Origin of the sequence: Methylophilus sp. DW102 (genome assembly GCF_037076555.1) — a bacterium.
GTDB classification, from domain to species: domain Bacteria; phylum Pseudomonadota; class Gammaproteobacteria; order Burkholderiales; family Methylophilaceae; genus Methylophilus; species Methylophilus glucosoxydans.
Window position 1 is genome coordinate 671,831 of sequence record NZ_AP029023.1, and the last position, 24,228, is coordinate 696,058.

Genomic DNA, 24,228 nt, shown 5'->3' on the forward strand with positions numbered 1-24,228 from the left:
TTCTATGGTCGCGACCACACAAAATAACGTCCCCCAAGCCGATGCACAATCCGTGTTAACCAAAGCGGTAAGTCGCGCGGCTGAGCGTTTGCAGATTTCCAAAGCCTTGTTGGCAAGCATTCTTGGCCTGAGTCCTGCCACCATCACCCGCCTGTATAGTGGTGAATATGTCCTCGACCAAAAACGCAAAGAGTGGGATTTTGCTTTGCTATTTGTCCGAGCGTTCCGCTCGTTGGATTCCATTGTCAACAATGATGAAACCGCCCGTGTCTGGTTAAACAATCAAAACCTGGCGCTCAATGCGCGCCCCATCGACCTGATTAAACAAACTGAAGGCTTAGTTCGTGTCGTCCAATACCTGGACACCTCACGCGGTATCGTCTGAGGCTTTTGCTTGGGCATCATTGGCTTGGCGCATGGTCGAGGCGCAACATGTCGCCTCAACCATGAAGCTGGTCGATACTGAAGCCGAACAAACCCTGCTTGAAGCCTTGCTCGATAGCAATAAGCCACCTTTCGCCGCGGATACCGAGCATCTTGATTACTTGCTCTCCACACCATTCCGTTACCCCAGCCGCGCTGGAGGTTCACGCTTTCGCGGTCCAAATGACCCCGGCGTGTTTTATGCCGCAGAAACAGTTCGTACCGCCGCAGCTGAACTCGGCTATTGGCGCTGGCGCTTTCTCATAGATGCGCCTGCACTCAGCCGCATAGAGCCCGTGCCACACACCGCTTTTCAAGTGTCACTAGCCACACAAGCGATTGATTTAAGAAATCCACCGTTTAATCAAGACCCAGCATGGCAACACAAAACTAACTACCAGCCTACCCAAGCATTAGCAGTCACAGCAAGGGAGGTGAAGTTAGGCGCGATTATTTACACCTCTGTGAGAGACCCGCAACCAGCGTGGTGTATTGCAGTATTAACTCCGCAAGCGTTTAAAGAGAATACGCCTAGACCAGAAAAGCAGACTTGGTGGCTGGTTGTGAATACTCAAGAAGTGATTTGGCGTAGGGACTATGAATCATTTGCTTTTGACTCAGTATATTGGGAATAACCTTTGGATATTACTTAATTGTTAAAATTGGCTCATAATCGGTAACAGAGTTTTAATCTTCTGTTCTCTGGCAGAACCACTTGTAGTAAGTTGCAATTATCGGAATTGAGTAATTTTAATAATTATGTGAATTTAAAACGCTTAAGGATTTAGTTGTCTTGTCATTTAAAGCGCTAATTGAGGGAGCTCAAAGTGGGCACAACAAAAAAACAAATTTTAAGTGCTGATCAGGTTATTTGTGAAAACATAGCGCGCCTTGCTAACCAACGAGACTTATTATCACAAAACGTTTTATCCCAGCTTCGAAATCTAATCGAAGGGATCGTAGTATTTCTCCATGAAAATTCAATGGTTGTAGAGTTCCGATATGATAAGGTTGAACCTGCAATTGCCTTCGTTAAGAGCAGAGCAAAAGTCAACTTTCTAGCCAAATTTCATAAACTAATTCAAAAAAGTGCTTCGCACTTCACTCTTGATGGAGATGCGTCCGAGCGATTGATGCTCAAATACTATGAGTATCTTTTTAGAACACGTAGCTTATTAAAGCAAAATCATGGTGTTGAAATACTCACCAATCTTGAAGACTTTCCTCTTGATCTTGATCCATCCCTCAAAGAGTATCACGAAAAAATTGCTGCTCGCATTGAGGCGGTGCGTTTAAGAAAACCAGAGAAAAGTAACAGCTCTCGTTACTACATACACAAGGTGCGCCCATTTTTTGTTAAAGGCAGTATTTATTACGAAGTAACTTTTTATCGTGCTGCAAATAATGTGAGCAAATTTGACCGTATCATCGCTTTTACGGATATTGATCTTACAGATAAATATGCGGCAATGTTGACTCTAAATTCGGACTCTATTCAAGTGCTAGAGCAGGCGATGCCGATTACCATTATTCGAAAATGGGAAGTTTCAATCCGGCCATGTGAATTCAATAACTTTGCACGTCTTTTTGGCCTATTAACAAAGGTAGAAAGTTCTTCAAGAGAATATCGCGTCTTAATGGGATATTTGACAAATAACAATGAGAGTTTGCTGAGTCTTCTAGAGATGTCTGATAGTTTGTATCAGTCTATGAAAGACCAAGGTTTATATGGAATTAGTAAGCCTCAAATTTTTCCAGTTTTGGATAGGGCTCGCCAATTAATGCAGTCTAAATTACCTGGGCAAGATATTATTCGTTATTTGATGTTGAGAATGAATAACCAAGTTATTAAGTCGCAATATAACTCGGAGCCATGTAATCGACTTTCAAATTTAAAATTGCAATATGGCTGTATTCCCTTTGACTCAATGCCTTTTTGTAGTTCTCCTATTGGGCACAACCCAAGGTATTGGGATCTTATAGAAAGTCTTGATCACAGCACGCGCGAGCATGAGCTACTTGCAAGACGCGTAAGAAATAATATCGAATCAAAAGGAATGCTTTATACGCCAATTGATGACCTTAAATCATTTCAGAGTATTGATGATTTAATAGCGACATATAACCGCAATCTATACTACAAGCATGCTGATAGGCAGCTTTTACAGGATAAAGGGCATGTATTTATTCGTGGCTACGAGGATGGTACTGTTGCAATTATTGAAAAGTTACAGCAGTTTGCGAAAGATGGAATTGATGGATACTCGCAGGCGGTAGACTATTGGCTTAATGAATCAAACAGAGGTATTGACGACCCAGTGAAGAGTGAGGCACTTAGGAAGCTTTTCAGTCAATCAAAGGTTGCTTTAATTTATGGTGCCGCTGGGACTGGGAAGTCCACCATGGTTAATTACATTGCAAATTACTTTAACGATAAATCCAAATTATTTTTAGCCCATACAAACCCTGCGAAGGATAACTTACAAAGGAAAGTAGTTGCTCAGAATTCAACATTCAGAACAATAAATAGTCAGATATATAGAAGAAGGGATTTGAATTTTGACATAGTAGTGATTGATGAGTGTAGCACCGTTAGCAATGCAGATTTGCTTGCAGTGCTAGAAAAAACCACTTTCAAATTGCTTGTACTTGTCGGAGATATTTATCAAATTGAGTCTATTCAGTTTGGTAACTGGTTTAGTCTTGTACGCTCATTTATTCCTTCCACGGCAACTTTCGAGCTGAAGACACCATATAGAGCAAAAGACGAAAAGCTACTTACTTTTTGGAATAAAGTGAGAAGTATTGAGGATGATATTGCTGAATTTATCGCCCAAAACGAATATTCGACTGTGCTTGATAAGTCATTATTTGAATCTCAAGGTAAGGATGAGATTATTCTTTGTCTGAATTATGATGGTTTGTATGGAATCAACAATATAAATAGATTTCTTCAGGGAAGTAATCCACGTCCTGAAGTAATATGGAGGGATACTGTTTATAAGATAGATGACCCCGTTCTTTTTAATGAAACAGGGCGTTTTGGTGATGTCATTTATAACAATTTAAAAGGTTGGATTGAAAATATAAAAACATTCGATAATAAGATTCAGTTCGACATAAAATTAGATAGACCAGTCAGTGAGTTTGATGTTGATGGTACAGAACTGGAATGGATGGGCGAGTCTACCGTTCGATTCTCAGTGTTTGAATTGGAAAGTAGCGATGATGATGACGATGAGCTAAATTCAACTGTGCCTTTTCAAGTCGCTTATGCGGTTTCAATTCATAAGGCACAGGGCCTTGAATATGATTCAGTAAAAATTGTGATTACTGATTCAAACGAAGACCAAATCACGCACAACATTTTTTACACGGCTGTCACGCGAGCACGCAAGACACTAAAATTATTTTGGACGCCTGAAACGCAGCAAAAAGTAATTCGTGAATTAAGTAGGGATAGTAATTCCAAAGATGTTCATATAATTTCAATGAGAAGAAACTTAAAACTTCCAGTTTGATATGAAACGGTTGGATCAGCCAAGCCAAGCCAAGCCAAGCCAAGCCAAGCATTGTTCGAGTATCTTATTCTTTCTGAATACTCTGCTCAAACTTCTCATACGCATTAATAATCTTCTGCACCAGTGGATGCCGCACCACATCTTGCGACATAAAATGTGTAAAGGCGATGCCTTTGACTTCCTTGAGGATTTTTTGCGCTTCTACCAAACCACTTTTCTGATGACGTTGCAAGTCAATCTGCGTGACGTCGCCGGTAATCACGGCTTTGGTGCCAAAGCCGATGCGGGTTAAGAACATCTTCATCTGCTCGGGCGTGGTGTTTTGCGCTTCATCCAGAATAATAAAACTCTGGTTGAGCGTGCGGCCGCGCATATAGGCGAGCGGGGCGACTTCAATCGCGCCGCGTTCGAACATTTTGTTCACCGTGTCGTAACCGGCCAAGTCATACAAGGCGTCATATAAAGGGCGTAGATAAGGGTCAACCTTTTGATTTAAATCGCCTGGCAAGAAGCCCAGGCGTTCGCCTGCTTCTACAGCCGGGCGCACTAACACGATTCTTTTCACTCGGTCGCGTGTCATGGCATCCACTGCACTGGCGACAGCCAGGTAGGTTTTACCTGTACCCGCTGGGCCGATGCCAAAGGTGATGTCATGGTCTTGTATCTGTTGCAAGTAGCTGACCTGGCGCGGGGTGCGACCATGCAGGTCGCCGCGACGCGTCATCAGTACAGGCATGGCGCTGCTGCTGACTTCTTCGGGTTTGAGTTTGTCGATTTCTACCAGGCCGAGCTGAATATCTTCGAGTTCAATCGGCTTTTTTGAGCGTGCGTAGAAGTTTTCTAGCATTTGCGCGCCCAGCCGCATATTGGTTTGGTTGCCGCTCAAGTAAAACGTGCTGCCGCGGCGGTTGATGTCGATATCGAGGCCATTCGCCAGTTGGCGGATATTTTCATCGAGCGGGCCGCACAGGTTGGCCAGCATCAGGTTGTCTTCGGGGCTGAGGGTAATTTCCATGCTTAATTCACAATTTCGCCAACCAGGCGTTTGGGGTTGTAGACGTCGGTAATTTTGACTTGCACCATCTGGTGGATATAGCGGGCATCGGCAGCGATATCCACCACGCGTCCGTTATCGGTTTTACCTGCCAACAAACTGGGGTCTTTCCACGACGGGCCGTCGATGAGCACGCGTTGCACGGTGCCCAGCATGGCGCGGCTGATGGCGTCGCCATTGGTTTCGTTCTCGGTTTGCAGTTGCTTGAGCCAAGCCGCTTTGTCGGCTTGTGGGGTTTCGTCGGGCAGGTAGCTGGCCGGTGTGCCGGGACGCGGGCTGTATAAAAAGCTGAAGCTGTAATCAAAGCCCACATCACGCATGAGTTTGAGTGTGGCCTGAAAATCTTTTTCGGTTTCACCGGGGAAGCCAACAATGATGTCGCTGGTGATGGTCAGGGCCGGATTGGCGGCTTTCAGTTTGCGGATCAGGCCTTTGTATTGCAGCGCGGTGTAGTTGCGCTTCATCGCCATCAAAATGCGGTCACTGCCTGCCTGCACTGGCAGGTGCAATTGGTTGGCCAGCTTGGGCACCGTCGCATGGCACGCAATCAGGCGCTCACTCATTTCGTTGGGGTGGCTGGTGGTGTAACGGATACGCTCGATTTGCGGGATTTCTGCGATGGTTTCAATCAACAGTGGCAAATCGGCCTCGATGCCTTGATAAGGCACGCGGTAGGCATTGACGTTCTGGCCGAGCAGCGTGATCTCTTTGACGCCTTGCTCAGCCAACTGGATCGCCTCGGTGATGATGTCTTCAAACGGGCGTGAGAATTCTTCGCCACGGGTGTAAGGCACTACGCAAAAGCTACAATATTTGCTGCAGCCTTCCATAATGCTCAAAAAGGCAGTCGCCCCTTCGACGCGGGGCGGCGGCAAATGGTCAAACTTTTCAATCTCGGGGAAGGCAATGTCTACCTGTGGCTTGTCGGCAGCCTGTTTGGCTTTGATCAGCTCGGGCAGGCGGTGCAGGGTTTGCGGACCAAACACGACATCGACATAGGGCGCGCGCTGAATGATGGCTTCGCCTTCCTGGCTGGCCACGCAGCCGCCAACCCCAATCACCAGGTTGGGATTTTTTTCTTTGAGCGGAATCATGCGGCCTAGGTGGCTGAATACTTTTTCTTCGGCTTTTTCACGCACCGAACAGGTGTTGAGCAAGATCACATCTGCTTCTTCCATGTTCTCGGTTTGCGTCATGCCTTCATGCTCGCGCATGAGGTCTATCATGCGTGATGCATCGTATTCGTTCATTTGGCAACCAAACGATTTAATGAATATCTTTTTTCCGCTTTCGTGCTTCATCGAACGCTAAATTTCTCACAAAAACAGTATTTTAGCGTATTTGCAGGGGAAACCCCAGCCAAGACAACGGACTGCGGTAAAATACACTTTTCTTGTCGAAGCCTTCTCTGCATGCAAGCTTTACCGATTTTTTTCAATATTGCACAACGCCCTTGTATCGTCATCGGCGGTGGCGATGTCGCGACGCGCAAGGTGATCATGCTACGCAAGGCGCAAGGGCAGGTCACCGTGATCTCGCCCGGGTTGTGCGACGAGTTGCGCGAGATGCATGCGCAGGGCGAGATTGACTATGTGGCTGCCGAGTTTCAGGCCGAACAATTGACCAGTGCTTGCCTGGTGATTGCAGCCACCGATGATGAAGCGGTGAATGAAGCGGTGTCGGTGGCGGCAAAGCGGCTGAATATTCCGGTGAACGTCGTCGATGCACCTGCGCTTTGCACGTTTACCATGGGCTCGGTGATTGATCGCAGCCCTGTGGTGATTGCGATTTCTAGTGAAGGCAATGCGCCGGTGTTGGCAAGGCATATCCGCAGCAAAATCGAAACCATGTTGCCTGCGGCTTATGGCCGGATTGCGACCATCGCAGGTGAATTCCGCGACCAGGTGAAAGCCAAGTTCTCTAATCTGCCTGCACGTCGTCGCTTTTGGGAGGATGTGTTGAACGGGCCGCTGGTGGAGCGCGTGTTGTCGGGGCAGGAGCAGGCAGCGCGGACCTTGCTGGCCGAGTTGCTCAATCAGCGTGAAGATGCGCCTACGCGTGGCGAGGTTTATCTGGTGGGTGGTGGGCCGGGTGACCCAGATCTACTGACGTTCAGGGCATTGCGACTGATGCAGCAGTGCGATGTCTGTGTCTATGACAAGCTGGTGAGCAAAGAGGTGATGGAGCTGGTGCGTCGCGATGCCGAGCTGATTTACGTGGGTAAATCACGTGACCAGCACACCTTGCCGCAAGAAGAAATCAATGCCTTGCTGGCCAGGCTGGCGCTGGAAGGCAAGCGCGTATTGCGCCTTAAAGGCGGCGACCCGTTTATCTTTGGACGTGGCGGCGAAGAGATCGAAACCCTGATGCAGCATGGGGTGCCATTTCAAGTGGTGCCCGGCATTACCGCGGCCAACGGTGTCTCTAGCTATGCCGGGATTCCGCTCACGCACAGGGATTACGCCCAGGCCTGTTTATTTATTACCGGCCACCTCAAAGATGGCACCATTGATCTGGACTGGCAGGCCATGGCCAGACCCAAGCAGACGGTGGTGATTTATATGGGTCTGGTAGGGCTGGAGCAGATTTGCAGCAAGCTGATGGCACAAGGCGTGTCGCCGGACATGCCGGCGTCAGTGATCCAGCAGGGCACGACGCAGAAGCAACGCGTGGTGGAATCCACCTTGCAGCATCTGGCAGCAGAGGTGGCGGCCGCGGGCTTGAAGCCGCCCAGTTTGACGATTATTGGCGAAGTGGTGAAATTGCGCGAGCGACTGAACTGGTTTACGCCGTCCGCGGATTAATCGCTGCGCTCAACCAGCTTAAGTGTTGGGCAAGATTAAGTGGTAGCCCAGATTAAGTGTTAGGTAGGATCGGCAGTGAAAGCCTGGCTTCCAGCCCGCCTTCCGGGCGGTTGAGCAAGGCCAGTTGGCCACTATGTAAAGCAGCAATGCGGTTGCAAATCGCCAGGCCCAGGCCGCTGCCGCCTTCGTATTTGTTGCGCGCGCTGTCCATGCGTTCGAAAGGCCGCAGCAAACGGTCTGCATGTTCAGGCGGGATGCCAGGGCCGTTATCCAGTACACTGATGACGATCTTGTCGGCCATGACCTGGCTGCGCACCTCGACCTTGCCTTTGCCATAGTTGTAAGCATTGCCGACCAGGTTGTCGAGCAAGCGTTGCATGGCTAGCGGACGGATGGGAATAAAGTATTTGGGCCCCAGCGAAATTTTGAGCTCGCGGCCCGCGCGACGCTGACGTTCTGCCAGTGCATTGAGCAAATCGTTAATATCCATCATGCGCGTGGGCTCGCCCTCTACGCCGCGCACAAAATCCAGAAACTGGTGAATGATATTGTCCATATCGGAGATGTCTTCAATCATGCCCTGTTTCATATAATCGGCTTCTTGCGGCAGCATTTCTACTGCCAGCCGCAGCCGCGCCAGCGGCGTGCGGATGTCATGTGAGACCCCGGCCAGTAGCAGCGTGCGTTCCGCATCAAGGCGGGCAAGGGATTCCGCCATCTCGTTAAAGGTCTGTGTCACTTCGCGTAACTCTTCGACGCTATCCACCGGCAGTTTAGGCGCGGGCTCGCCATTACGCAGCCGTTCTGCGGCATGCACCAGCATGGTCAGCGGCCGGTTGATGCGGGCCGTCAGTAAATAACCCCCCACCAGTGAAAGCAAGCCGACCACGGCCGCCCAGCCTAGCCAGTGCCAGGGGAAAGGGCGGTCTACCTGAATTTTGGGGATCACCACCCAGAAGTCATCCTGGCCGACATTAAAGCTGATCCACAAGCCAGGGATATCATAATGATTGACCGTGATAATGGTTTCTTCGCCCAGCCGTTCGCGGATTTTGAGTGCGACCAGATTAATAAAAGGGTCTGCGGGCAAGGGCTCGATATCTTCCAGAAAGTCGGCGGCATAGACTCGCACGCCTTCACGGCCTGATAATTCGGATAACAAGGCCAGGCGGCGATTTTCGTGCGACGCGATCAGTGAGGCGCGGGTGTAATTGACGATGGTGACGGCTTGCAGGGCAGCGGCGGTTGCACGTGGTTCGCGGTCAAAATAATCAAAGATTTTGAGCGAAGCATAGATACTGACCGCCAGTAAGATGGCGATCAGCAACATGATGCGGGACAGCAGTCGGCGGGGCAGTAAGCGCACGGGGATTAAAGCTTGGCCGGATTATTGTGGTGCTTCACCATCTGGAATAAAGACATAACCAAAGCCCCACATGGTTTGCAGGTAGCGAGGATGTGCCGGATCAGGCTCGATAATGCGGCGCAGGCGAGAGACCTGCACGTCTATGCTACGATCAAATACATCCAGCTCGCGGCCACGTGCCAGTTGCATGAGTCGGTCACGTGACAGCGGCTGGCGTGGGTGTTCAGTGAAGACTTTCAGCAAGGTGAATTCACCACTGGTAATCGTAATGGGCACGCCGTTTTTACTTAGGCTGCGGGTACTGGTGTCGAATACAAACTCGCCAAATTGGAACGCGGCGGATTTTTCTTCAACTGCCTGTTTTGGCGAAATCTCGTGACGGCGTAGGACCGCATTGATTCTGGCCAGCAGTTCACGCGGGTTAAAGGGTTTGGGCAAGTAGTCATCCGCCCCCATTTCCAGGCCGACAATGCGGTCCACTTCATCGCCGCGCGCAGTCAGCATAATGATGGGGGTCATGTGGTTGGCTCCACGCAGTCGGCGGCAAATGGCGAGGCCATCTTCGCCCGGCAGCATCAGGTCCAGAATCAACAGATCAAAATGTTCATTGGCCAGCGTTTTGTCCATCTCCTTGCCATCTGATACGGACTTGATATTAAAACCTTGTTCAGTCAGGTAGCGCTGTAACAGCTCGCGCATACGTAAATCATCATCGACCATCAAGATTTTTTTTAACTGTTCTGACATACGGACCTTTGTTATTTGAAGCAAGTGTTTGCTTAACGCATTTTATTGCGATCAGGATGACCGCAGGAAGATAAATACGGCAAGGCCAAAAACTTATCCTTGATAATTATACTCCAAGCATTGGAGCGCATGAAGTGTGCCAGTTACAACTTCGTTACAAATGGCGTTGGGGATGAAATATTGCAGTTACAATCCTGATGCATGATTGCCTTCTGCTATCGGCAGGGGCATCCGAAAACGCTATTTTTTGTTAAATCTGTTGCCGCTAAAGTTGCAATTGCGTTAATGTGATCGACCTGATTTTAAAATCGGTCCCTCGTTTGCCATGAGATTCATGCTTGAGAGCACCCAATAATAGCTTAAACACAAGTGCTTTCGATGGAACAGGAATAAAGGTATTGCGTTTGGATGTGTAGAGCGATTAAACATTTGAAACGAATTGTATTGCTGACAACCTCCATGTTGCTGGCATTCCCTGCTTTGGCTGATCTTAAATTGCCAGTCCGATTGACAGAGATCCGTCTGGCTGACAATGATGATGCCGGCCTTTCCAAAACGCTGGAGCACAATTTTAGCCCTGAAGACCGTGCACGTTTGCGCAAGGCCCTTTCTGATTACGCCCGTAACACCGATCCCGACCACCAGTTGATGTTGCAAAAGCGCAAGGCCATGCATGACAGCATCGCACAACGGTTCAATGAGTGTAACCGCGACAATGACGACTCGCTAGACCGCGAAGAAGCGACGCTGTGTTTGCCACAAGTGGCCCGCCATTTTTCCTATGTTGATCTTGATGGCAATGGCGTGATTACGCTAGATGAACTTGAAACCGCCTATGCCAAAATGGTCGAGCGTCAACGTGAAGCCGAAGCCAGAACCGAGGCAAAAATCGAAAATCAGCAAAATATCGTCAGCGACTCAGAGCCTGATGCCAAGTCCAGAAACAAATCCAAAGCAAGCTCGGCAGTGATTCCTGCCAATAGCCCTGTCAATTCAAGTGGTAAAGACGTTTCGGTCATTCGTAAGCGTCCAAGTTAATTTCCTTTGTCTCAACATGCACATGCCATTCAGCGTTTCGGCGTGTCAAACAAGCAGATTGCCTTCATTATTTTTGCTGTTTAGTGGCTTTGTCGCTGACTCTGGACCCGCTTGATGCTGCCCTCGCAATTATCCTTTGTCTGGTCCCGTGGCTTGCAGGAGATAGACCCTGCCGACTGGCAGCGCCTGGCGGGCATGCATCCCATGCTCGACTACCAGTTTTTGCTGGCGTTTGAGGCCACCGCTTGTGTCGGTGCGCAGACGGGCTGGATGCCCTATCATTTAACTGCGTTTGACCAGGGGCAGTTGGTGGCAGCCATACCTTGTTATCTCAAAACGCACTCTTACGGCGAGTATGTCTTTGACTGGTCATGGGCCGAGGCCTATGAGCAAGCGGGTGGGCAGTATTACCCCAAGCTGATCTCCGCCATTCCTTTCTCACCCGTCACTGGCCCACGCCTGCTGATAGACCCGGCCTGTGACGCGCCTGCGTTGATTGCCGAGACCATGCTCAAGCAGCTGCAGGCTTTTTGTCAGGAGCATGCCCTGTCCGGCGCGCATCTGTTGTTCCCCGATGCCATGTCGGCTGACTTTTGTGAACGGCAAGGGTGGTTAAGGCGTGAGGGCGTGCAGTTCCGCTGGGAAAATGCGGGATATGCCGACTGGGACGCTTTTATGGCGGTATTGAGCCGGGACAAGCGCAAAAAAATCCGGCAAGAACGGCAAAAAGTTGCGCAACAGGGTGTGACCTGCCGCGTGGTGAGTGGTCATGACATGACTGCGCAAGACCTGGCCTTGTTTTATCAATGCTATTGCCAGACGTATCTCCGCCACCATAGTTCACCTTATCTGACCCTGGCATTTTTCGAGCATTTGCAGCGCTACCTGCCCGGGCATTTGCAGTTATTTATTGCTTCGCAGCATGGCGAGGATGTGGCGGCCAGTCTGTGTGTGCTGGGTGAAGCGACGCTATATGGCCGTTACTGGGGGAGTTTGCGCGATATTTCTTGTCTGCATTTCGAGTTGTGCTATTACCAGCCGCAGCAATTCTGTATCCGCGAGCAGATCCGCTATTTTGAAGGCGGTGCACAAGGCGAGCATAAGCTTGCCCGTGGCTTTGTCGCTTACCCCACCTGTTCTTACCACTGGCTCAGCCATCCCGATTTTCACCAGAGTGTGGCGCGCTTTCTGCGCCGGGAGGCCGAGGGCATGCAGCAATATGTCAATGAGCTAGAGGAGCGCAGTCCATACAAAAACATGCCGGATATCAATGACACTGGCCTGCCGCAGAGACCGTCATTGACTTGATTGGGTTACCAGGGAATCGGTTTGCCATCATAGGCGATAAACTGGCCCGATTGTGCAGCAGTCAAACTGGCAATCACCTGGCGCAGGCCTTGCACGCTGGTTTCGGTATCAATCAGGCCGTTTGGACCGCCCATGTCTGTGCGCACCCAGCCCGGATGCAGTGCAGCAACGACAATGTTAAAGCCGCGCAAATCGATAGACAGGCTTTTGACGACCATATTCAGCGCAGTTTTGCTGCTGCGATAGATATATTCACCGCCACTGCCATTGTCTTCTATGCTGCCCATTTTGCTGGTCATGGCGATCAGCTTTGCCTGCGGGGCACGTCGCAGCTGCGGCAAGAAAGCCTCTGCAAGATAGTAAGTGCTCAGCGTGTTGACCTGAAAAGCGTGTAACCAGGCTTGCACGTCGGTCTGGCCAAAACTGCTCTCAGGATAGGTGCCTGCATTGCTGATCAGAATGTCCAGCGTCAGTGCAGGCAGCTGGCTTGCCAGCGCCCGGATTGAATCGACATCGGCCACATCCAGCGCAAGCAGCTGCAGGTTGCTATGTTGACTGGCCAGTTGTTGTAACGCGGGGGCCTGGGCGGGATCGCGTACCGTGACGTAGACCTGCTGGCCGCTTTCGGCATATTGCCTGGCATACTCGAGGCCGAGGCCGCGATTGCCGCCAGTGATTAAGATGGTTTGTGTATTCATGCTGTGAACCTCGCCTTCATGCAGTGGTTTAATTTAAGTTATGATGTCATTCTACGCGGGTTGAAATGACAGGCGTAGTATCTTTGCAATCGCAATGGAGTGTTGAGTTGAAGGCAGTAAAGCAGTGGCTGATCAGTCAGTGGGGGGCAGTGGGTATCTGCCTGCTTTTTATGGTGAGCAGTGTTGCTGGCGCGGTAGACCTCAGCAAGCAAATCCCGTTGCGGCCCTCATTATTAAAGCCGGAAGATGTGGCAGTGGTGTATAACCTCAATGACGCGCAAAGCGAAGAGGTCGCCCGTTACTACCTGCAAGCTAGGCAAGTCCCTGCGGAAAATCTGATCGGGGTGGAATTGCCCCGCCATTTTAAAGATGCGCTGACGGTTCCCGAGTTTGAGTCACTCAAAGCCCAGTTGGACGCCAAGTTGACCACGCAGCAAGTGGTCTTGCTGGTCTGGCGCACCCCGTTTGCCGTGCAATGTAACAGCCTTACCAGTGCGCTGACGCTCGGGCTGGATCTCAATCAATGCCGCAAGACCTGTGACCCTGGCCGCGACAGCCCTTACTTTAACAGCCCCTCATTGCGGCCATGGACGGATCACCATTTGCGTTTGTCCATGTTGTTGCCCATCACCAGTGTCGCTGCGGCCAAGGCACTCATAGACCGTGGCGTCATGAGTGAATTCAGTTTAAATGACGCGAATGGGTTTTTTCTAAAAACCCAGGATGCGGCACGCTCCAAGCCACGTGAACCTTTTTTCCCGCAAGAGGGCATGACGGTCAAATCCAAAAAACTGACCTTGCATACCTTGAGTCAGGAGACGATAGAAAAACAGCCCTCAGTCATGTTTTATTTCACCGGGCAAAAATCGGTCGATTATCTGCTTACCAACAATTATTTGCCCGGCGCCATTGCCGATCATTTGACCTCGACCGGAGGCATTTTGTCTAATTACAATCCGCAAATGCCCGCCTCGCGTTGGCTGGATGCGGGGGTTACCGGCAGTTATGGCACTGTGTCTGAGCCTTGTAATTATTGGCAAAAATTCCCCAACCCGCAGGTGTTAATTGGCCATTATCTGGCCGGTGAAACCCTGATTGAGGCCTACTGGAAAAGCGTGAAATGGCCGATGCAGGGCGTGTTTATTGGCGAGCCGCTGGCCAAACCCTACGCCAAAAGCGTCCAGGTGGTGGATGAGTGAGCGATGGTCATTGCACCTGCGCTTACGTCATTTTCCTGTCATTGTGCCTGCATCGTTGTGTCGTATAATCGCTGCCATCTATCCGGTGAGATTGGCTTGTGCAAGATATTCGTTTAAAAGCGTTTTGGACTTTGTTTCTGTGGGCATTTGGTTGCCTGCTCCTTGGCTGGTTCACAAATTCGCATCTGGCGTGGTTGACTTATTTATGTGGTGTGCTGGCCTATCTGGCCGGACATTTATACTGGATACACCGTCTGTACCAGTGGGCCCTTAAGCCCAGCCTGAATTTTATCCCCAACGGCAAAGGTATCTGGGAAGACATTTTTGCCAATCTCTATCATGAAATGCGCCGCCATTCGCGTAGCCAAAGCCAGTTAAGCAGTACCTTGGAGCGCTTGCGTCATGCCACCAGTGCTTTGCCGGATGGCGTGGTCGTGCTGAATAATCGTAATGAAATCGAATGGTTTAATGAGCCTGCCGTGCAACGCCTGGGCCTCAAGCGCCATCATGACGAAAGTCAGCCGATTTATTATTTATTGCGCCAGGCCGAATTTGTGGAATACCTGCAAGCCGAAGAATACAGCGAACCACTCAAGCTTAAATCCTGGCGCAGTCCCGATATCACGCTGGAGTTGCAGATTATTCCGTTTGCCAGCAAGCAGCGACTGCTGATTTGCCGAGATGTATCCGCCATTGAAAAAACCGAAGTCATGCGCCGCGATTTCATTGCCAACGTGTCACATGAGTTGCGTACACCGCTCACCGTGATTGGAGGCTTTCTGGAAACCATCAGTGACATGCAGGGGGAGATTTCTCCCGATATCCAGCCTTATTTTGACATGATGCAGGCGCAAACGACGCGCATGCGCCGCATTATCGAGGACTTGCTGACCTTGTCACGCCTGGAGAATAATGTCACGCTCAAGGATGAAACCGAGATTGACATGAAGGCCATGCTGCAGCAATTGCATCGCGATGCCCAGGCATTGAGCCAGGGGCAGCATCAGGTCACCTTGCATATGGAGGCGAACGTTAACTTGACGGGCAGTTATAATGAACTCATGAGTGCCATGAGCAACCTGACCACCAATGCTGTACGCTATACCCCGCCACAAGGCAAGATTGATATTTATTGGCAAATGCGGGGGGAGGACGTGGTGTTCAGCGTCCAAGATAATGGCATCGGTATTGAAGCGCACCATTTACCCAGACTGACCGAGCGTTTTTACCGTGTGGACAGTGGACGGAGCCGCGACACAGGTGGCACCGGTTTGGGCTTGTCTATCGTCAAACATATTCTGCATCATCATCAGGCCAGCTTGCAGGTGGAGAGTGAGCCTGGGCTGGGGAGCTGTTTCCGTATCGTGTTTCCTGCGCAAAGGATCTTGCCTGCATGAGTTGCATCGGCTGCAGTGGCCTGATGTTGCTATTGCTGCTGGTCGCCTGTACGACCTCCCCTCATTCAGGTTATGTCGATTCGCCGAATGGACGTCCGGTGCCAGTGCGGCAAGACCGGAATGCCTTGCATCAACTGGTGAAAACCGATCTGGATCGCCTGGCGGATATTGAATATGCCGAAAACGTCAGCACCTTGCGCTTGCTGATGCTCAAACTGTATAAACGCAACCCGGCTGAAGCGCAGAAATCTGGCTTGGGTGGGCCCGAACAGATCGCTACCTATGTGTTTGAGCAGGCTCACGTGCATGGCTGGCAACTGGAGGCGCTCGGGCATGCGCAAGACACCGCTGCGATCAAGCTGGCATTAAACCCGCAATTCGGCGGAGATCGCGTACTGGCACTGGTGGTGGGGATCCAGTCCATGCTTTACCGCGCGCATGGTAACAAGTCGTCTTTTTTCTTGCTAGATAGCATAGATCCGCAAAACCTATACAATGCCGCCAGAAATATTGAAATCGCCATGTGGAAACTGGCGAATGCCAAAAATGCCCAGGGTGAACTGTTGTTGCTGACCAATAGCCTGACAGGTGAAGTACAGAATCTGAGCTTTGAGCGCGAGTTTAGCAAGCTGGTTGCCCGCACAGATTTGCTGGCCTTGACCTTGGCCGAGAAGTCGCAGCGCTTGATCTCGCGGCTGACACAAAGCATCACGACCGCCCCTTTTCTTCCTTTTAGATAATCTTCATCATCATGCATCAAGCCCTGACCCTACTGAACGGATTAAGCCCTGCGCAATTCATGGCAGACTACTGGCAAAAGAAACCATTATTAATCCGGGGCGCTATCCCTGGTTTTGAGGGATTACTGACACCAGGCGAGCTGGCGGGGCTGGCCTGTGAGGCTGAGGTGCCGGCCAGATTGATACAGTTTGATTCTAAGCGCATGAATCAGGGAGATGGCTGGCAGGTCAGGCAAGGCCCGTTTGATGACGAAGACTTTACCAGTTTGCCTGCACGCGACTGGACCCTGCTTGTGCAGGGGGTGAACCATGTGCTGCCAGAGGCGCAAGCCTTGCTGTCGCAGTTCAGCTTTGTCCCTAACGCCAGACTCGATGATGTCATGGTCAGTTATGCGCCGACCGGTGGTGGCGTCGGGCCACATATCGACAGCTATGATGTTTTCTTGCTGCAGGGCGCGGGGCATCGCCGCTGGCGTATCAGCCAGCAAACGGATTTAAGATTGATTGCCGATGCACCCTTGCGCATTTTGTCGCACTTTGAATGCGAGCAGGAGTGGGTGCTGGCACCGGGCGACATGCTCTATCTGCCGCCCAATGTCGCGCATTGGGGCATTGCAGAAGATGATGATTGCATGACCTACTCCATCGGCTTCCGGGCGCCCGCCGCGCGTGAACTGGCCATTGAGTTTCTTGAGGCCTGCCGCCAGGAGATGCTGCCTGACGAACTGTATCGCGACCCCGAGTTGCAACCCGTTCAAGATGCCGCAGCGATTGACCCGCAGATGGTCAGTCAAGTGGCTGGCATGTTGCGCCGCTTGCCCTGGGAGGCTGAGCAACTGGGACCGTTTTTGGCAAAATATTTTTCAGAGCCCAAAGCTTATGTTGTGTTTTCGCCCAACCGCAAACTGAGTGCAGAGAAGTTTTTGCAACGCGCCCAGCAATCTGGACTGGTGATGGACTTGCAGACGCAGATGTTGCATTGGCAAGGCCAGTATTTTATCAATGGCGAGCGCGTGAGTGTGTCAGCGGAGGCGGGGCCTTTGCTCAATACATTCGCTAACCAGCGGCTGTTGACGGCCGCAGACTGCCAAACAGCAGCCATTCATCCCTTGTTGCCCTGGTTGCAGGGGATTTACCTGTCTGGATACGTGCATTTTTCTGATTGAGCCGGTTAATTTTGCATTGATTGCAAAGGATTTGGCGGATTTTTTGTGAAAAAAACACAGAGTTGTTGTTCTGACACAAAAAAATCCTTTCTTTTTCACTGGTTTTTCGTTCTTTTTTTAATCAATTGCTGATACAATTTTTTCACTCGGTTGATTCTGCACCCGCAGCGTTACCCGTACATAATTTTTTGCTCATACATACTAAGGAAATAAAGATGACACGTTCTGCATTGTTGGCTGCATTGTTGGCTTTGGCTTTGACTGCTTGTGGTGAAAAACCAGCTGAAGAAGCACCTGCTGCTGAAGCGCCTGCTGCTGAAGCCCCAGCTGCTGAAGCTCCTGCTGCTGAAGCTCCTGCTGAAGCTGCACCAGCCGAAGCTGCTCCTGCTGAAGCTGCACCTGCTGAAGCTGCTCCTGCTGAAGAAGCTAAGTAATCCAGACATCCGTAATCTGGTTTTACTTGGATGTAGAAAAGCCGACGAAAGTCGGCTTTTTTATTGGCTGCGCGCTGAGCACCTCAACTACTCAGGGGCGGGACGGTACGTGTTTTCAGGCAGCTGACTTGAGGGAGGATAACTCGTTGGCAATCTGGCAGATTTGAATAAAGTCTTCGACAATCAGCGATGCACCGCCGATCAGCCCGCCATCGACATCTGGCATGCTCATCAATTGCGCAGCATTGCCGGGATTGACGCTGCCACCATAGAGCAAGGTTATCTGTTCTGCAACCTGTTCGTCCAGTAGCCCAATGTGGCCGCGGATGAAAGACAAAATTGCTTGGGCATGTTGCGGACTGGCGGCTTTACCCGTGCCGATGGCCCATATCGGCTCATAGGCAATGACGCCTTTGGCGAGCGCTTGGATGCCTACATGTGAAATGACGGGGTTCAACTGCCTCACTACCACGAGATCGGTTTCGCCCAGTTCGTATTCTTCCAGGGTTTCGCCTATACACAGGATGGGCGTCAGCCCAGCCTTGAGGGCTGCTTCAAAACGCTCACCGCAGCTTTCATCACTTTCGTGCCCACGTAAGCGGCGTTCAGAGTGGCCGATAATGACGTAGGTGCAGCCAAACTCCTTGAGCATGAGCGGCGACACGGAACCTGTGTAGGCACCACGCTCAAAGCGGCTCATGTTTTGTCCGCCCCAGGCCACATGGCTGTGTTGCAGTAATTGTTGCGCCTGCTGCAAATAGGGATGTGGCGGGCACACCGCATAGCGCGCCCGGTGATGGCGCGTCTCTTGCAACACACTTTGCATAAAGCGGGCATTGTCTGGCAGGTTGCCGTTCATTTTGCGGTTGGCAACCACCAGCTTGGGGCGATTTGTCATCACACCATTTCCTTTGAGGGTTTTCTTTCTATAATGTCGGATATTGTACATAAAACTTGATGCTATGCCTCAACTCGATTTTTCATTACAAGTGGCGACACCTGCGGCAGATGTGCCCAGCGTGTCGCAATTCAAGCGCTGGATCCGCGCCAGCTTGCGCGTAGATACCAGCCTGACGATCCGTATTGTCGATGCTGAAGAAGGCCAGCAACTGAATGCGAATTACCGCGGCAAGGATTACGCGACCAATGTGCTGACCTTCCCGTTGGCAGAGGAGCCCTGCCTGATGGGCGACATTGTGATCTGCGCGCCGGTGATTAGCAGAGAGGCCGCTGAGCAGGGCAAGTCCGTGCTGGCGCATTATGCGCACATGACGGTGCATGGCGTCCTGCACATGCATGGCTACGACCATGAGGTGGAGGCACAGGCGGCGCTGATGGAGGCACTGGAGATCGGCATCCTGCAAAAGCTGGGCTTCCCCAACCCTTATGCAGAATAAACTTTAAGCGCCGGCGACAAGTCGCTACAATCCGTGCATGGAGCTTTCCGTCAACAGCACCCTGATCAGAATCAATGGCGAGCCGCTCTCGGCTTTGCCGCAAGATTTGTATATTCCGCCGGATGCGCTGGAAGTGTATCTGGAGACCTTTGAGGGGCCACTGGATTTGCTGCTGTACCTGATCCGCAAGCACAATCTGGATATTCTCGATATCCCCATGGCTGAGCTGACCACGCAGTACATGGGCTATGTGGACAAAATGAAAGTGGTGAATCTGGAGTTGGCTGCCGACTATTTGCTCATGTCAGCCATGCTGATTGAGATCAAGTCACGCATGCTGTTGCCCAAGCCGCAAGAGCTGGAGGAGGAAGACGACCCGCGCGCTGAGTTGGTCAAACGGCTGATGGAGTATGAGGCGATCAAGCAGGCTGCACAGCGGCTGGATGCCTTGCCCAAAGTCGGCGTAGATATTGAGGTGGCTGCGGCGTATTACGAGCGGCTGTCACTGGTCAAGCCGCCTGAAGTCAGTCTGGATGATCTGGTAGAGGCCTGGCGCAATGTGCTCAAGCGCGCCAGGCTTAATCAGCACCATAAACTGGGGCGTGCGGAACTCTCTGTACGCGAGCATATGAGTCTGTTGTTGCGGCGCTTGTCGGCAACGCCGGTATTGCGGTTTGACGAGCTGTTCGATGTGGGGACTGAGGGTGTGTCCAAGCTGGTGGTGAATTTCCTGGCCATGCTGGAGCTGGCCAAAGAAGGCTTGATTCTGATCACGCAGCAGGAGGCTTTTGGTACCATTTACCTGCAAGCCAATACCACTGGCCGGGAGGCTTGACGTGCATACTCCGGAAAACATTACCGAGATGAAACAAGTGCTGGAGGCTGCCTTGCTTACCTCGCCGCAGCCGTTGTCTCTGGACGATTTGCTCAAATTGTTTGCCGGACGCATGGAGCGTGCGACATTGCGCATGTTGCTCGATGAACTCAAGGCCGACTGGTCGGATAAAACGCTGGATCTGGTACAAGTGGCCAGCGGCTACCGCTTTCAGGCCAAAGCTCAATACAGCGAATACCTGGCGCGTCTGAATCCTGAGCGGCAGCCAAAATACTCACGCGCAGTGATGGAAACACTGGCGATTATTGCCTATCGTCAACCGGTGACGCGGGGCGATATCGAGCAGATCCGCGGCGTGGCGGTGAATCCGAATGTGATTCGGCAATTGCAGGAGCGTGACTGGATAGATGTGGTCGGCCAGCGTGAAGTCCCCGGACGCCCGTCACTGTATGCCACGACCAAACATTTTCTCGATGATTTGAACTTGCGTTCGCTGGCCGAGTTGCCGCCTTTTGAAACCTTTGTGCAAACAGATATTCAGTCAGAGTAGTTTACCTATGTCCGCCTCACTGCTTAAAATCAGGATCAGCCATCAAGGCCACATCGCGCTCGGTCCAGGCAAAATCGAGTTGTTGCGGCACATTGTGCAATACGGTTCCATTTCGGCCGCTGCCAAGCAAATGCGCATGTCTTATCGCCGGGCATGGGAGCTTGTTGATTTGATGAATCATTGTTTTGACGAGGCGGTCGTCATCAGTGCCGCTGGAGGCGCGCACGGCGGCGGTGCACAGGTCACGGCCTTCGGCTTGGCGCTGATCCAGGCCTATGAGCACATCCTGCAAAAGTCTGCGCAAGCGGCGGCGGATGAGCTTGGCTTTATCACCCAGCACCTGCAAAAAAACTGATTTTTTCAAAAAAACCGTATTTTTCAAGTTTCGTAATATGCATTTGAATATAACGATAATAGCATCACAGCCTTGCTTTATCGCCTGCCATCAATCAGGCGCACATGATTAAGATCTGGGATGCGGTACACTCTACAGGAACAAAGTGCTATGGCTGGTCGCCGGTCTCATCCGCTTGATGACACATGTATTGTTCAGCAGGGCTGAAGACAAAAAACGTATGATATTCGCGGCAGCCAGCCTGACGGATGCCATGAAGCAGTTTCCAGACAATAATAGCCAGCAAAGCGGTATGCGAGTGATGACGGTGTAGGGGGGCCAAACAGCTGGAACTCGCGCGATATCCTGCCCGTTCCGGTTGGAATTTATGTCAAACAGTCGCTGACCGGCTTGGGCTGGTGGGATAAGCTTAAAAATCGCCTGGGCTGAATTAGCAGAGATTGCCGATGAAGTGATGGTGCTGGCGCAGGGTCAGTTGCGCCAGCCAGAAGCGATAGGCCAGCTTGCGCTGGCGGGTTGATTAGTGGTGATGACCTCCGGCACCATGCACATGCTGGTGCTCGATTTCTTCTTGATTGGCTGAGCGTACGCTGGCAATCGTTGCCGTGAACAGCAGACGCTGGCCGGCCCAGGGATGGTTGCCATCGACCACGACTTTACCATCTGCAATATCGGTGATGGTGTAAAGGATCACGTCGCCGGTTTCGTCTTCGCCTTCAAACTGCATGCCGACTTTAAGGTCTTTGCTCGGAAAGGCGCTGGCCGGTTCAATTTGCACCAGATTGTCGTCGTACTCACCAAAGGCATCTTCAGGGTCCAGACTTACTTCTACCTTGTCGCCGACATTTTTGCCATGCATGGCTTCTTCTACTTTGGGGAAAATATTGTCATAGCCGCCGTGCAGGTAGGCCACCGGCGCCTGGCTTTCTTCCAGAATGTCGCCATCGCTATTTTGCAGTTTATAGGTCATGGAGACCACGGTGTTCATTGCTACTTGCATGTGTTGAATCCTAAAGTTCGCTGTTAAAACAATATTCTAAAGGATATTGTGGCGACAGTGTCAGTCTTGGTGACGATAATGTTGACCGTATAATTTTCGCCATTGCCAGGGTGGCATCGCCTCGCTTGATTGCCACAAACCCAAGCCTTGTTGTTGTGCCTGCTGTTGCAAGGCCTGCAAGGAGGTGCGTGTTGAGTAGCGCGCATTAAACCAAGCCATCCCTTGCGCCACCTGAAACTGGCTGGCCTCTGTGCCATCGCAGTAGAGGTGGCCCAGTTGCCTGCCATATTGATCTTGGCCTTGGGTGTTGACCGTAATCTTTGCACCGGCACACAGTTGGCTCAAGCTACGGCGGGATTGCTTGCCAAATGCTTGGTGCAGCTCAGGCGCATCAATGTCCAGCAAACGCAAGCGATAATGGCTGCCTTGCGCCTGTATCAATACCGTGTCGCCATCAATGATTTTTTCAAGTTCTGGGGCGGCAATACTGCTATTGCAGAGCATGAGCCACAGGCAGGGGGCCAGCCATCTGCACAACACACGAACGCGAGTGGCCATACGCTAATCAAGCAAGCTGGTATAGTTGTCCGGGGTGAGGACGGTAGGAATGGCTTCGGGCAACAGGTCTGGGTAGTCTTTGCTGTAATGCAAGCCACGGCTTTCATGGCGTTCGATGGCGCTGCGGACAATCAATTCCGCCACCTGTAACAGGTTACGTAGTTCGATGAGGTCGTGACTGACTTTAAAGTTACTGTAAAACTCATGTACTTCATCGCGCAGCATATGGATGCGATGCAGTGCGCGGCTCAGGCGTTTGGTGGTCCGCACAATCCCTACGTAGTTCCACATGAACCGGCGCAACTCGTCCCAGGTGTGGGTGATCAGTACTTCTTCATCGGCGTCGGTAACGCGGCTTTCGTCCCAGTCCGGCAAGGAAATGGTCGGTTGCTGACCCTGTGACCGGATATCTTCGGCGCAGCTGCGACTGAAGGCCAGACACTCCAGCAAGGAGTTGCTGGCCAGGCGGTTGGCGCCGTGCAGGCCGGTGCAGGCGGTCTCGCCAATGGCATACAGGCAGTCAATATCGGTGCGGCCATGGATGTCGGTCATGACGCCGCCACAGGTGTAATGTGCTGCAGGCACCACGGGAATCGGTTGCTTGCTGATATCAATGCCCAATTGCAGGCAGCGCTGGTAAATATTCGGGAAGTGAGACTGGATGAAGTCCAGTGGTTTATGGCTGATGTCCAGGTAAACGCAATCCAGGCCGCGCTTTTTCATCTCGAAGTCGATGGCGCGCGCAACTACATCGCGCGGGGCCAGTTCCGCACGCTCGTCATGCCAAGGCATAAAGCGGGTGCCATCAGGCAATAATAGCAAGCCGCCTTCGCCACGCAGCACCTCTGAAATCAAAAATGATTTGGCGTGCGGGTGATACAGGCAAGTGGGGTGAAACTGCACAAACTCCAGGTTAGCCACGCGGCAACCCGCACGCCAGGCCATGGCAATACCGTCGCCGGTGCTGATGTCAGGGTTGGTGGTATACAAATAGACTTTACCCGCGCCCCCTGTGGCCGTCACTGTGTATTGGGCAGACAGTGTGATTACTTTGCCGGTCTGGTTGTTGAGCACATAGGCCCCCAGGCAACGGTTGGGGCCATCATTTTCGGTTTGCTTGAACAGTTTGTGTGTGGTGATCAGGTCCACCGCAATATGGTGTTCCAGAATGGTAATGTTGGGATGCGCGCGTACGCGATCGGTCAGTGTGGTTTGCACCGCCTGGCCCGTGGCGTCGGCCACGTGGACGACGCGCCGGTGGCTGTGCCCCCCCTCGCGGGTGAGATGCAGGCGGTCATCTTGAGCTTCACGCGTAAAATTCACGCCTTGCTGCAATAACCAGTCTATGCTGTCGCGACCACTGGTTACCACCATGCGGGTGACTTCGCTGTCGCACAGGCCCGCGCCAGCGTCCAGCGTGTCTTTGATATGCGCCTCTACCGAATCTTCGCTATTGAGTACCGCCGCTATGCCGCCCTGTGCCCAGTTGCTGGCACTCATGGTCAGTTCGCGTTTGCTCAAGATGCATACCCGGTATTGATCGGCCAGTCGTAAGGCCAGCGATTGGCCAGCCAGGCCACTACCAATAATCAAGACATCAAACACTTTATTCATAAACGGGCGTGGTCAACGGAACTT

The 24,228-nt window shown here is 51.6% G+C and carries 25 protein-coding genes; 16 read left to right on the plus strand and 9 right to left on the minus strand.

Going from position 1 to position 24,228, the window contains the following annotated elements:
• Positions 1 to 4: 4 nt before the first annotated feature.
• From AACH41_RS03175 to AACH41_RS03185, 3 genes are all read left to right on the plus strand, one after another.
• Positions 5 to 385 (plus strand): antitoxin Xre-like helix-turn-helix domain-containing protein, encoded by a 381-nt coding sequence (locus tag AACH41_RS03175; protein ID WP_275356742.1) that lies wholly within the window; start codon positions 5 to 7, stop codon positions 383 to 385.
• Complete coding sequence (locus AACH41_RS03180; RefSeq protein ID WP_338656700.1) at positions 345 to 1,058, plus strand: RES family NAD+ phosphorylase; 714 nt, start codon at positions 345 to 347, stop codon at positions 1,056 to 1,058. The genes AACH41_RS03175 and AACH41_RS03180 overlap by 41 nt, the downstream gene beginning before the upstream one ends.
• Before the next feature lie 192 nt (positions 1,059 to 1,250).
• Positions 1,251 to 3,944: an ATP-dependent RecD-like DNA helicase gene (locus AACH41_RS03185; protein WP_338656701.1), complete on the plus strand. Its 2,694-nt coding sequence runs from the start codon at positions 1,251 to 1,253 to the stop codon at positions 3,942 to 3,944.
• Positions 3,945 to 4,008: 64 nt separating this feature from the next.
• Here AACH41_RS03185 and AACH41_RS03190 read toward each other — a convergent pair whose 3' ends face one another.
• Together AACH41_RS03190 and miaB are read right to left on the minus strand one after the other, a co-directional pair.
• Positions 4,009 to 4,959, minus strand: coding sequence for a PhoH family protein (locus tag AACH41_RS03190; RefSeq protein WP_338656702.1), 951 nt, complete (start codon positions 4,957 to 4,959; stop codon positions 4,009 to 4,011).
• Positions 4,960 to 4,961: 2 nt separating this feature from the next.
• Positions 4,962 to 6,299, minus strand: coding sequence for a tRNA (N6-isopentenyl adenosine(37)-C2)-methylthiotransferase MiaB (miaB, locus tag AACH41_RS03195; protein ID WP_338656703.1), 1,338 nt, complete (start codon positions 6,297 to 6,299; stop codon positions 4,962 to 4,964).
• Positions 6,300 to 6,410: 111 nt separating this feature from the next.
• Between miaB and cysG the strand changes: the two genes are divergently transcribed.
• On the plus strand, positions 6,411 to 7,802 hold the full coding sequence (cysG, locus tag AACH41_RS03200; RefSeq protein WP_338656704.1) for a siroheme synthase CysG: 1,392 nt from the start codon (positions 6,411 to 6,413) through the stop codon (positions 7,800 to 7,802).
• A gap of 52 nt (positions 7,803 to 7,854) precedes the next feature.
• Here cysG and AACH41_RS03205 read toward each other — a convergent pair whose 3' ends face one another.
• Positions 7,855 to 9,168, minus strand: coding sequence for an ATP-binding protein (locus tag AACH41_RS03205; protein WP_313987167.1), 1,314 nt, complete (start codon positions 9,166 to 9,168; stop codon positions 7,855 to 7,857).
• A 21-nt stretch (positions 9,169 to 9,189) separates the two neighbouring features.
• Positions 9,190 to 9,915: a two-component system response regulator OmpR gene (gene ompR, locus AACH41_RS03210; RefSeq protein WP_313987169.1), complete on the minus strand. Its 726-nt coding sequence runs from the start codon at positions 9,913 to 9,915 to the stop codon at positions 9,190 to 9,192.
• Positions 9,916 to 10,344: 429 nt separating this feature from the next.
• On the opposite strand from ompR, the gene AACH41_RS03215 reads away from it, so the two are divergent.
• Entirely contained in the window at positions 10,345 to 10,953 is a 609-nt protein-coding gene (locus tag AACH41_RS03215; protein WP_228518928.1) for an EF-hand domain-containing protein, read from the plus strand.
• 114 nt (positions 10,954 to 11,067) lie between these two features.
• Positions 11,068 to 12,261, plus strand: a complete 1,194-nt coding sequence (locus AACH41_RS03220; RefSeq protein WP_338656706.1) for a GNAT family N-acetyltransferase — start codon at positions 11,068 to 11,070, stop codon at positions 12,259 to 12,261.
• 5 nt (positions 12,262 to 12,266) lie between these two features.
• Here AACH41_RS03220 and AACH41_RS03225 read toward each other — a convergent pair whose 3' ends face one another.
• Complete coding sequence (locus tag AACH41_RS03225) at positions 12,267 to 12,959, minus strand: SDR family oxidoreductase (protein WP_338656707.1); 693 nt, start codon at positions 12,957 to 12,959, stop codon at positions 12,267 to 12,269.
• Positions 12,960 to 13,024: 65 nt separating this feature from the next.
• Here AACH41_RS03225 and AACH41_RS03230 point away from each other — a divergent pair, with 65 nt between their 5' ends.
• The 5 genes from AACH41_RS03230 to AACH41_RS03250 all read left to right on the plus strand — a co-directional run bounded on the left by AACH41_RS03230 (position 13,025) and on the right by AACH41_RS03250 (position 18,022).
• Complete coding sequence (locus AACH41_RS03230; RefSeq protein WP_194749462.1) at positions 13,025 to 14,158, plus strand: TIGR03790 family protein; 1,134 nt, start codon at positions 13,025 to 13,027, stop codon at positions 14,156 to 14,158.
• A 98-nt stretch (positions 14,159 to 14,256) separates the two neighbouring features.
• The gene (gene phoR / locus AACH41_RS03235; protein WP_338656710.1) at positions 14,257 to 15,555 is read left to right on the plus strand and encodes a phosphate regulon sensor histidine kinase PhoR; all 1,299 of its coding nucleotides are present in this window, start codon (positions 14,257 to 14,259) and stop codon (positions 15,553 to 15,555) included.
• Entirely contained in the window at positions 15,552 to 16,295 is a 744-nt protein-coding gene (locus AACH41_RS03240; RefSeq protein ID WP_338656712.1) for a hypothetical protein, read from the plus strand. The genes phoR and AACH41_RS03240 overlap by 4 nt, the downstream gene beginning before the upstream one ends.
• A gap of 11 nt (positions 16,296 to 16,306) precedes the next feature.
• A complete protein-coding gene (locus tag AACH41_RS03245; RefSeq protein WP_338656713.1) occupies positions 16,307 to 17,461 on the plus strand; it encodes a cupin domain-containing protein in 1,155 nt (384 codons plus the stop codon).
• Between the two features lie 270 nt (positions 17,462 to 17,731).
• Positions 17,732 to 18,022, plus strand: coding sequence for a hypothetical protein (locus AACH41_RS03250; RefSeq protein ID WP_338656715.1), 291 nt, complete (start codon positions 17,732 to 17,734; stop codon positions 18,020 to 18,022).
• Here the strand turns inward: AACH41_RS03250 and tpiA are convergent.
• Positions 18,011 to 18,793 (minus strand): triose-phosphate isomerase, encoded by a 783-nt coding sequence (gene tpiA / locus AACH41_RS03255; protein WP_194749466.1) that lies wholly within the window; start codon positions 18,791 to 18,793, stop codon positions 18,011 to 18,013. The genes AACH41_RS03250 and tpiA overlap by 12 nt on opposite strands.
• Before the next feature lie 64 nt (positions 18,794 to 18,857).
• On the opposite strand from tpiA, the gene ybeY reads away from it, so the two are divergent.
• The 5 genes from ybeY (at position 18,858) to AACH41_RS03280 (ending at position 21,345) form a co-directional block, all read left to right on the plus strand.
• Entirely contained in the window at positions 18,858 to 19,292 is a 435-nt protein-coding gene (gene ybeY / locus AACH41_RS03260; RefSeq protein ID WP_338656718.1) for an rRNA maturation RNase YbeY, read from the plus strand.
• Positions 19,293 to 19,329: 37 nt separating this feature from the next.
• The gene (locus AACH41_RS03265; protein WP_338656719.1) at positions 19,330 to 20,127 is read left to right on the plus strand and encodes a ScpA family protein; all 798 of its coding nucleotides are present in this window, start codon (positions 19,330 to 19,332) and stop codon (positions 20,125 to 20,127) included.
• Between the two features lies 1 nt (position 20,128).
• A complete protein-coding gene (gene scpB, locus AACH41_RS03270) occupies positions 20,129 to 20,677 on the plus strand; it encodes an SMC-Scp complex subunit ScpB (RefSeq protein ID WP_194749469.1) in 549 nt (182 codons plus the stop codon).
• Positions 20,678 to 20,684: 7 nt separating this feature from the next.
• Positions 20,685 to 21,032 carry a LysR family transcriptional regulator gene (locus AACH41_RS03275; RefSeq protein ID WP_194749470.1) on the plus strand — a complete coding sequence of 116 codons (348 nt, stop codon included), beginning with the start codon at positions 20,685 to 20,687 and terminating at the stop codon, positions 21,030 to 21,032.
• A gap of 145 nt (positions 21,033 to 21,177) precedes the next feature.
• Positions 21,178 to 21,345, plus strand: coding sequence for a hypothetical protein (locus tag AACH41_RS03280; RefSeq protein ID WP_338656721.1), 168 nt, complete (start codon positions 21,178 to 21,180; stop codon positions 21,343 to 21,345).
• A 207-nt stretch (positions 21,346 to 21,552) separates the two neighbouring features.
• Here the strand turns inward: AACH41_RS03280 and AACH41_RS03285 are convergent, their stop codons facing one another.
• The 3 genes from AACH41_RS03285 to nadB are packed head-to-tail and all read right to left on the minus strand — an operon-like array spanning position 21,553 to position 24,204.
• Positions 21,553 to 22,032, minus strand: a complete 480-nt coding sequence (locus tag AACH41_RS03285; RefSeq protein WP_338656723.1) for a peptidylprolyl isomerase — start codon at positions 22,030 to 22,032, stop codon at positions 21,553 to 21,555.
• A gap of 60 nt (positions 22,033 to 22,092) precedes the next feature.
• Positions 22,093 to 22,590 carry a thermonuclease family protein gene (locus tag AACH41_RS03290; RefSeq protein ID WP_338656725.1) on the minus strand — a complete coding sequence of 166 codons (498 nt, stop codon included), beginning with the start codon at positions 22,588 to 22,590 and terminating at the stop codon, positions 22,093 to 22,095.
• A gap of 3 nt (positions 22,591 to 22,593) precedes the next feature.
• Positions 22,594 to 24,204, minus strand: coding sequence for an L-aspartate oxidase (gene nadB, locus AACH41_RS03295; protein ID WP_194749472.1), 1,611 nt, complete (start codon positions 24,202 to 24,204; stop codon positions 22,594 to 22,596).
• Positions 24,205 to 24,228: the final 24 nt, after the last annotated feature.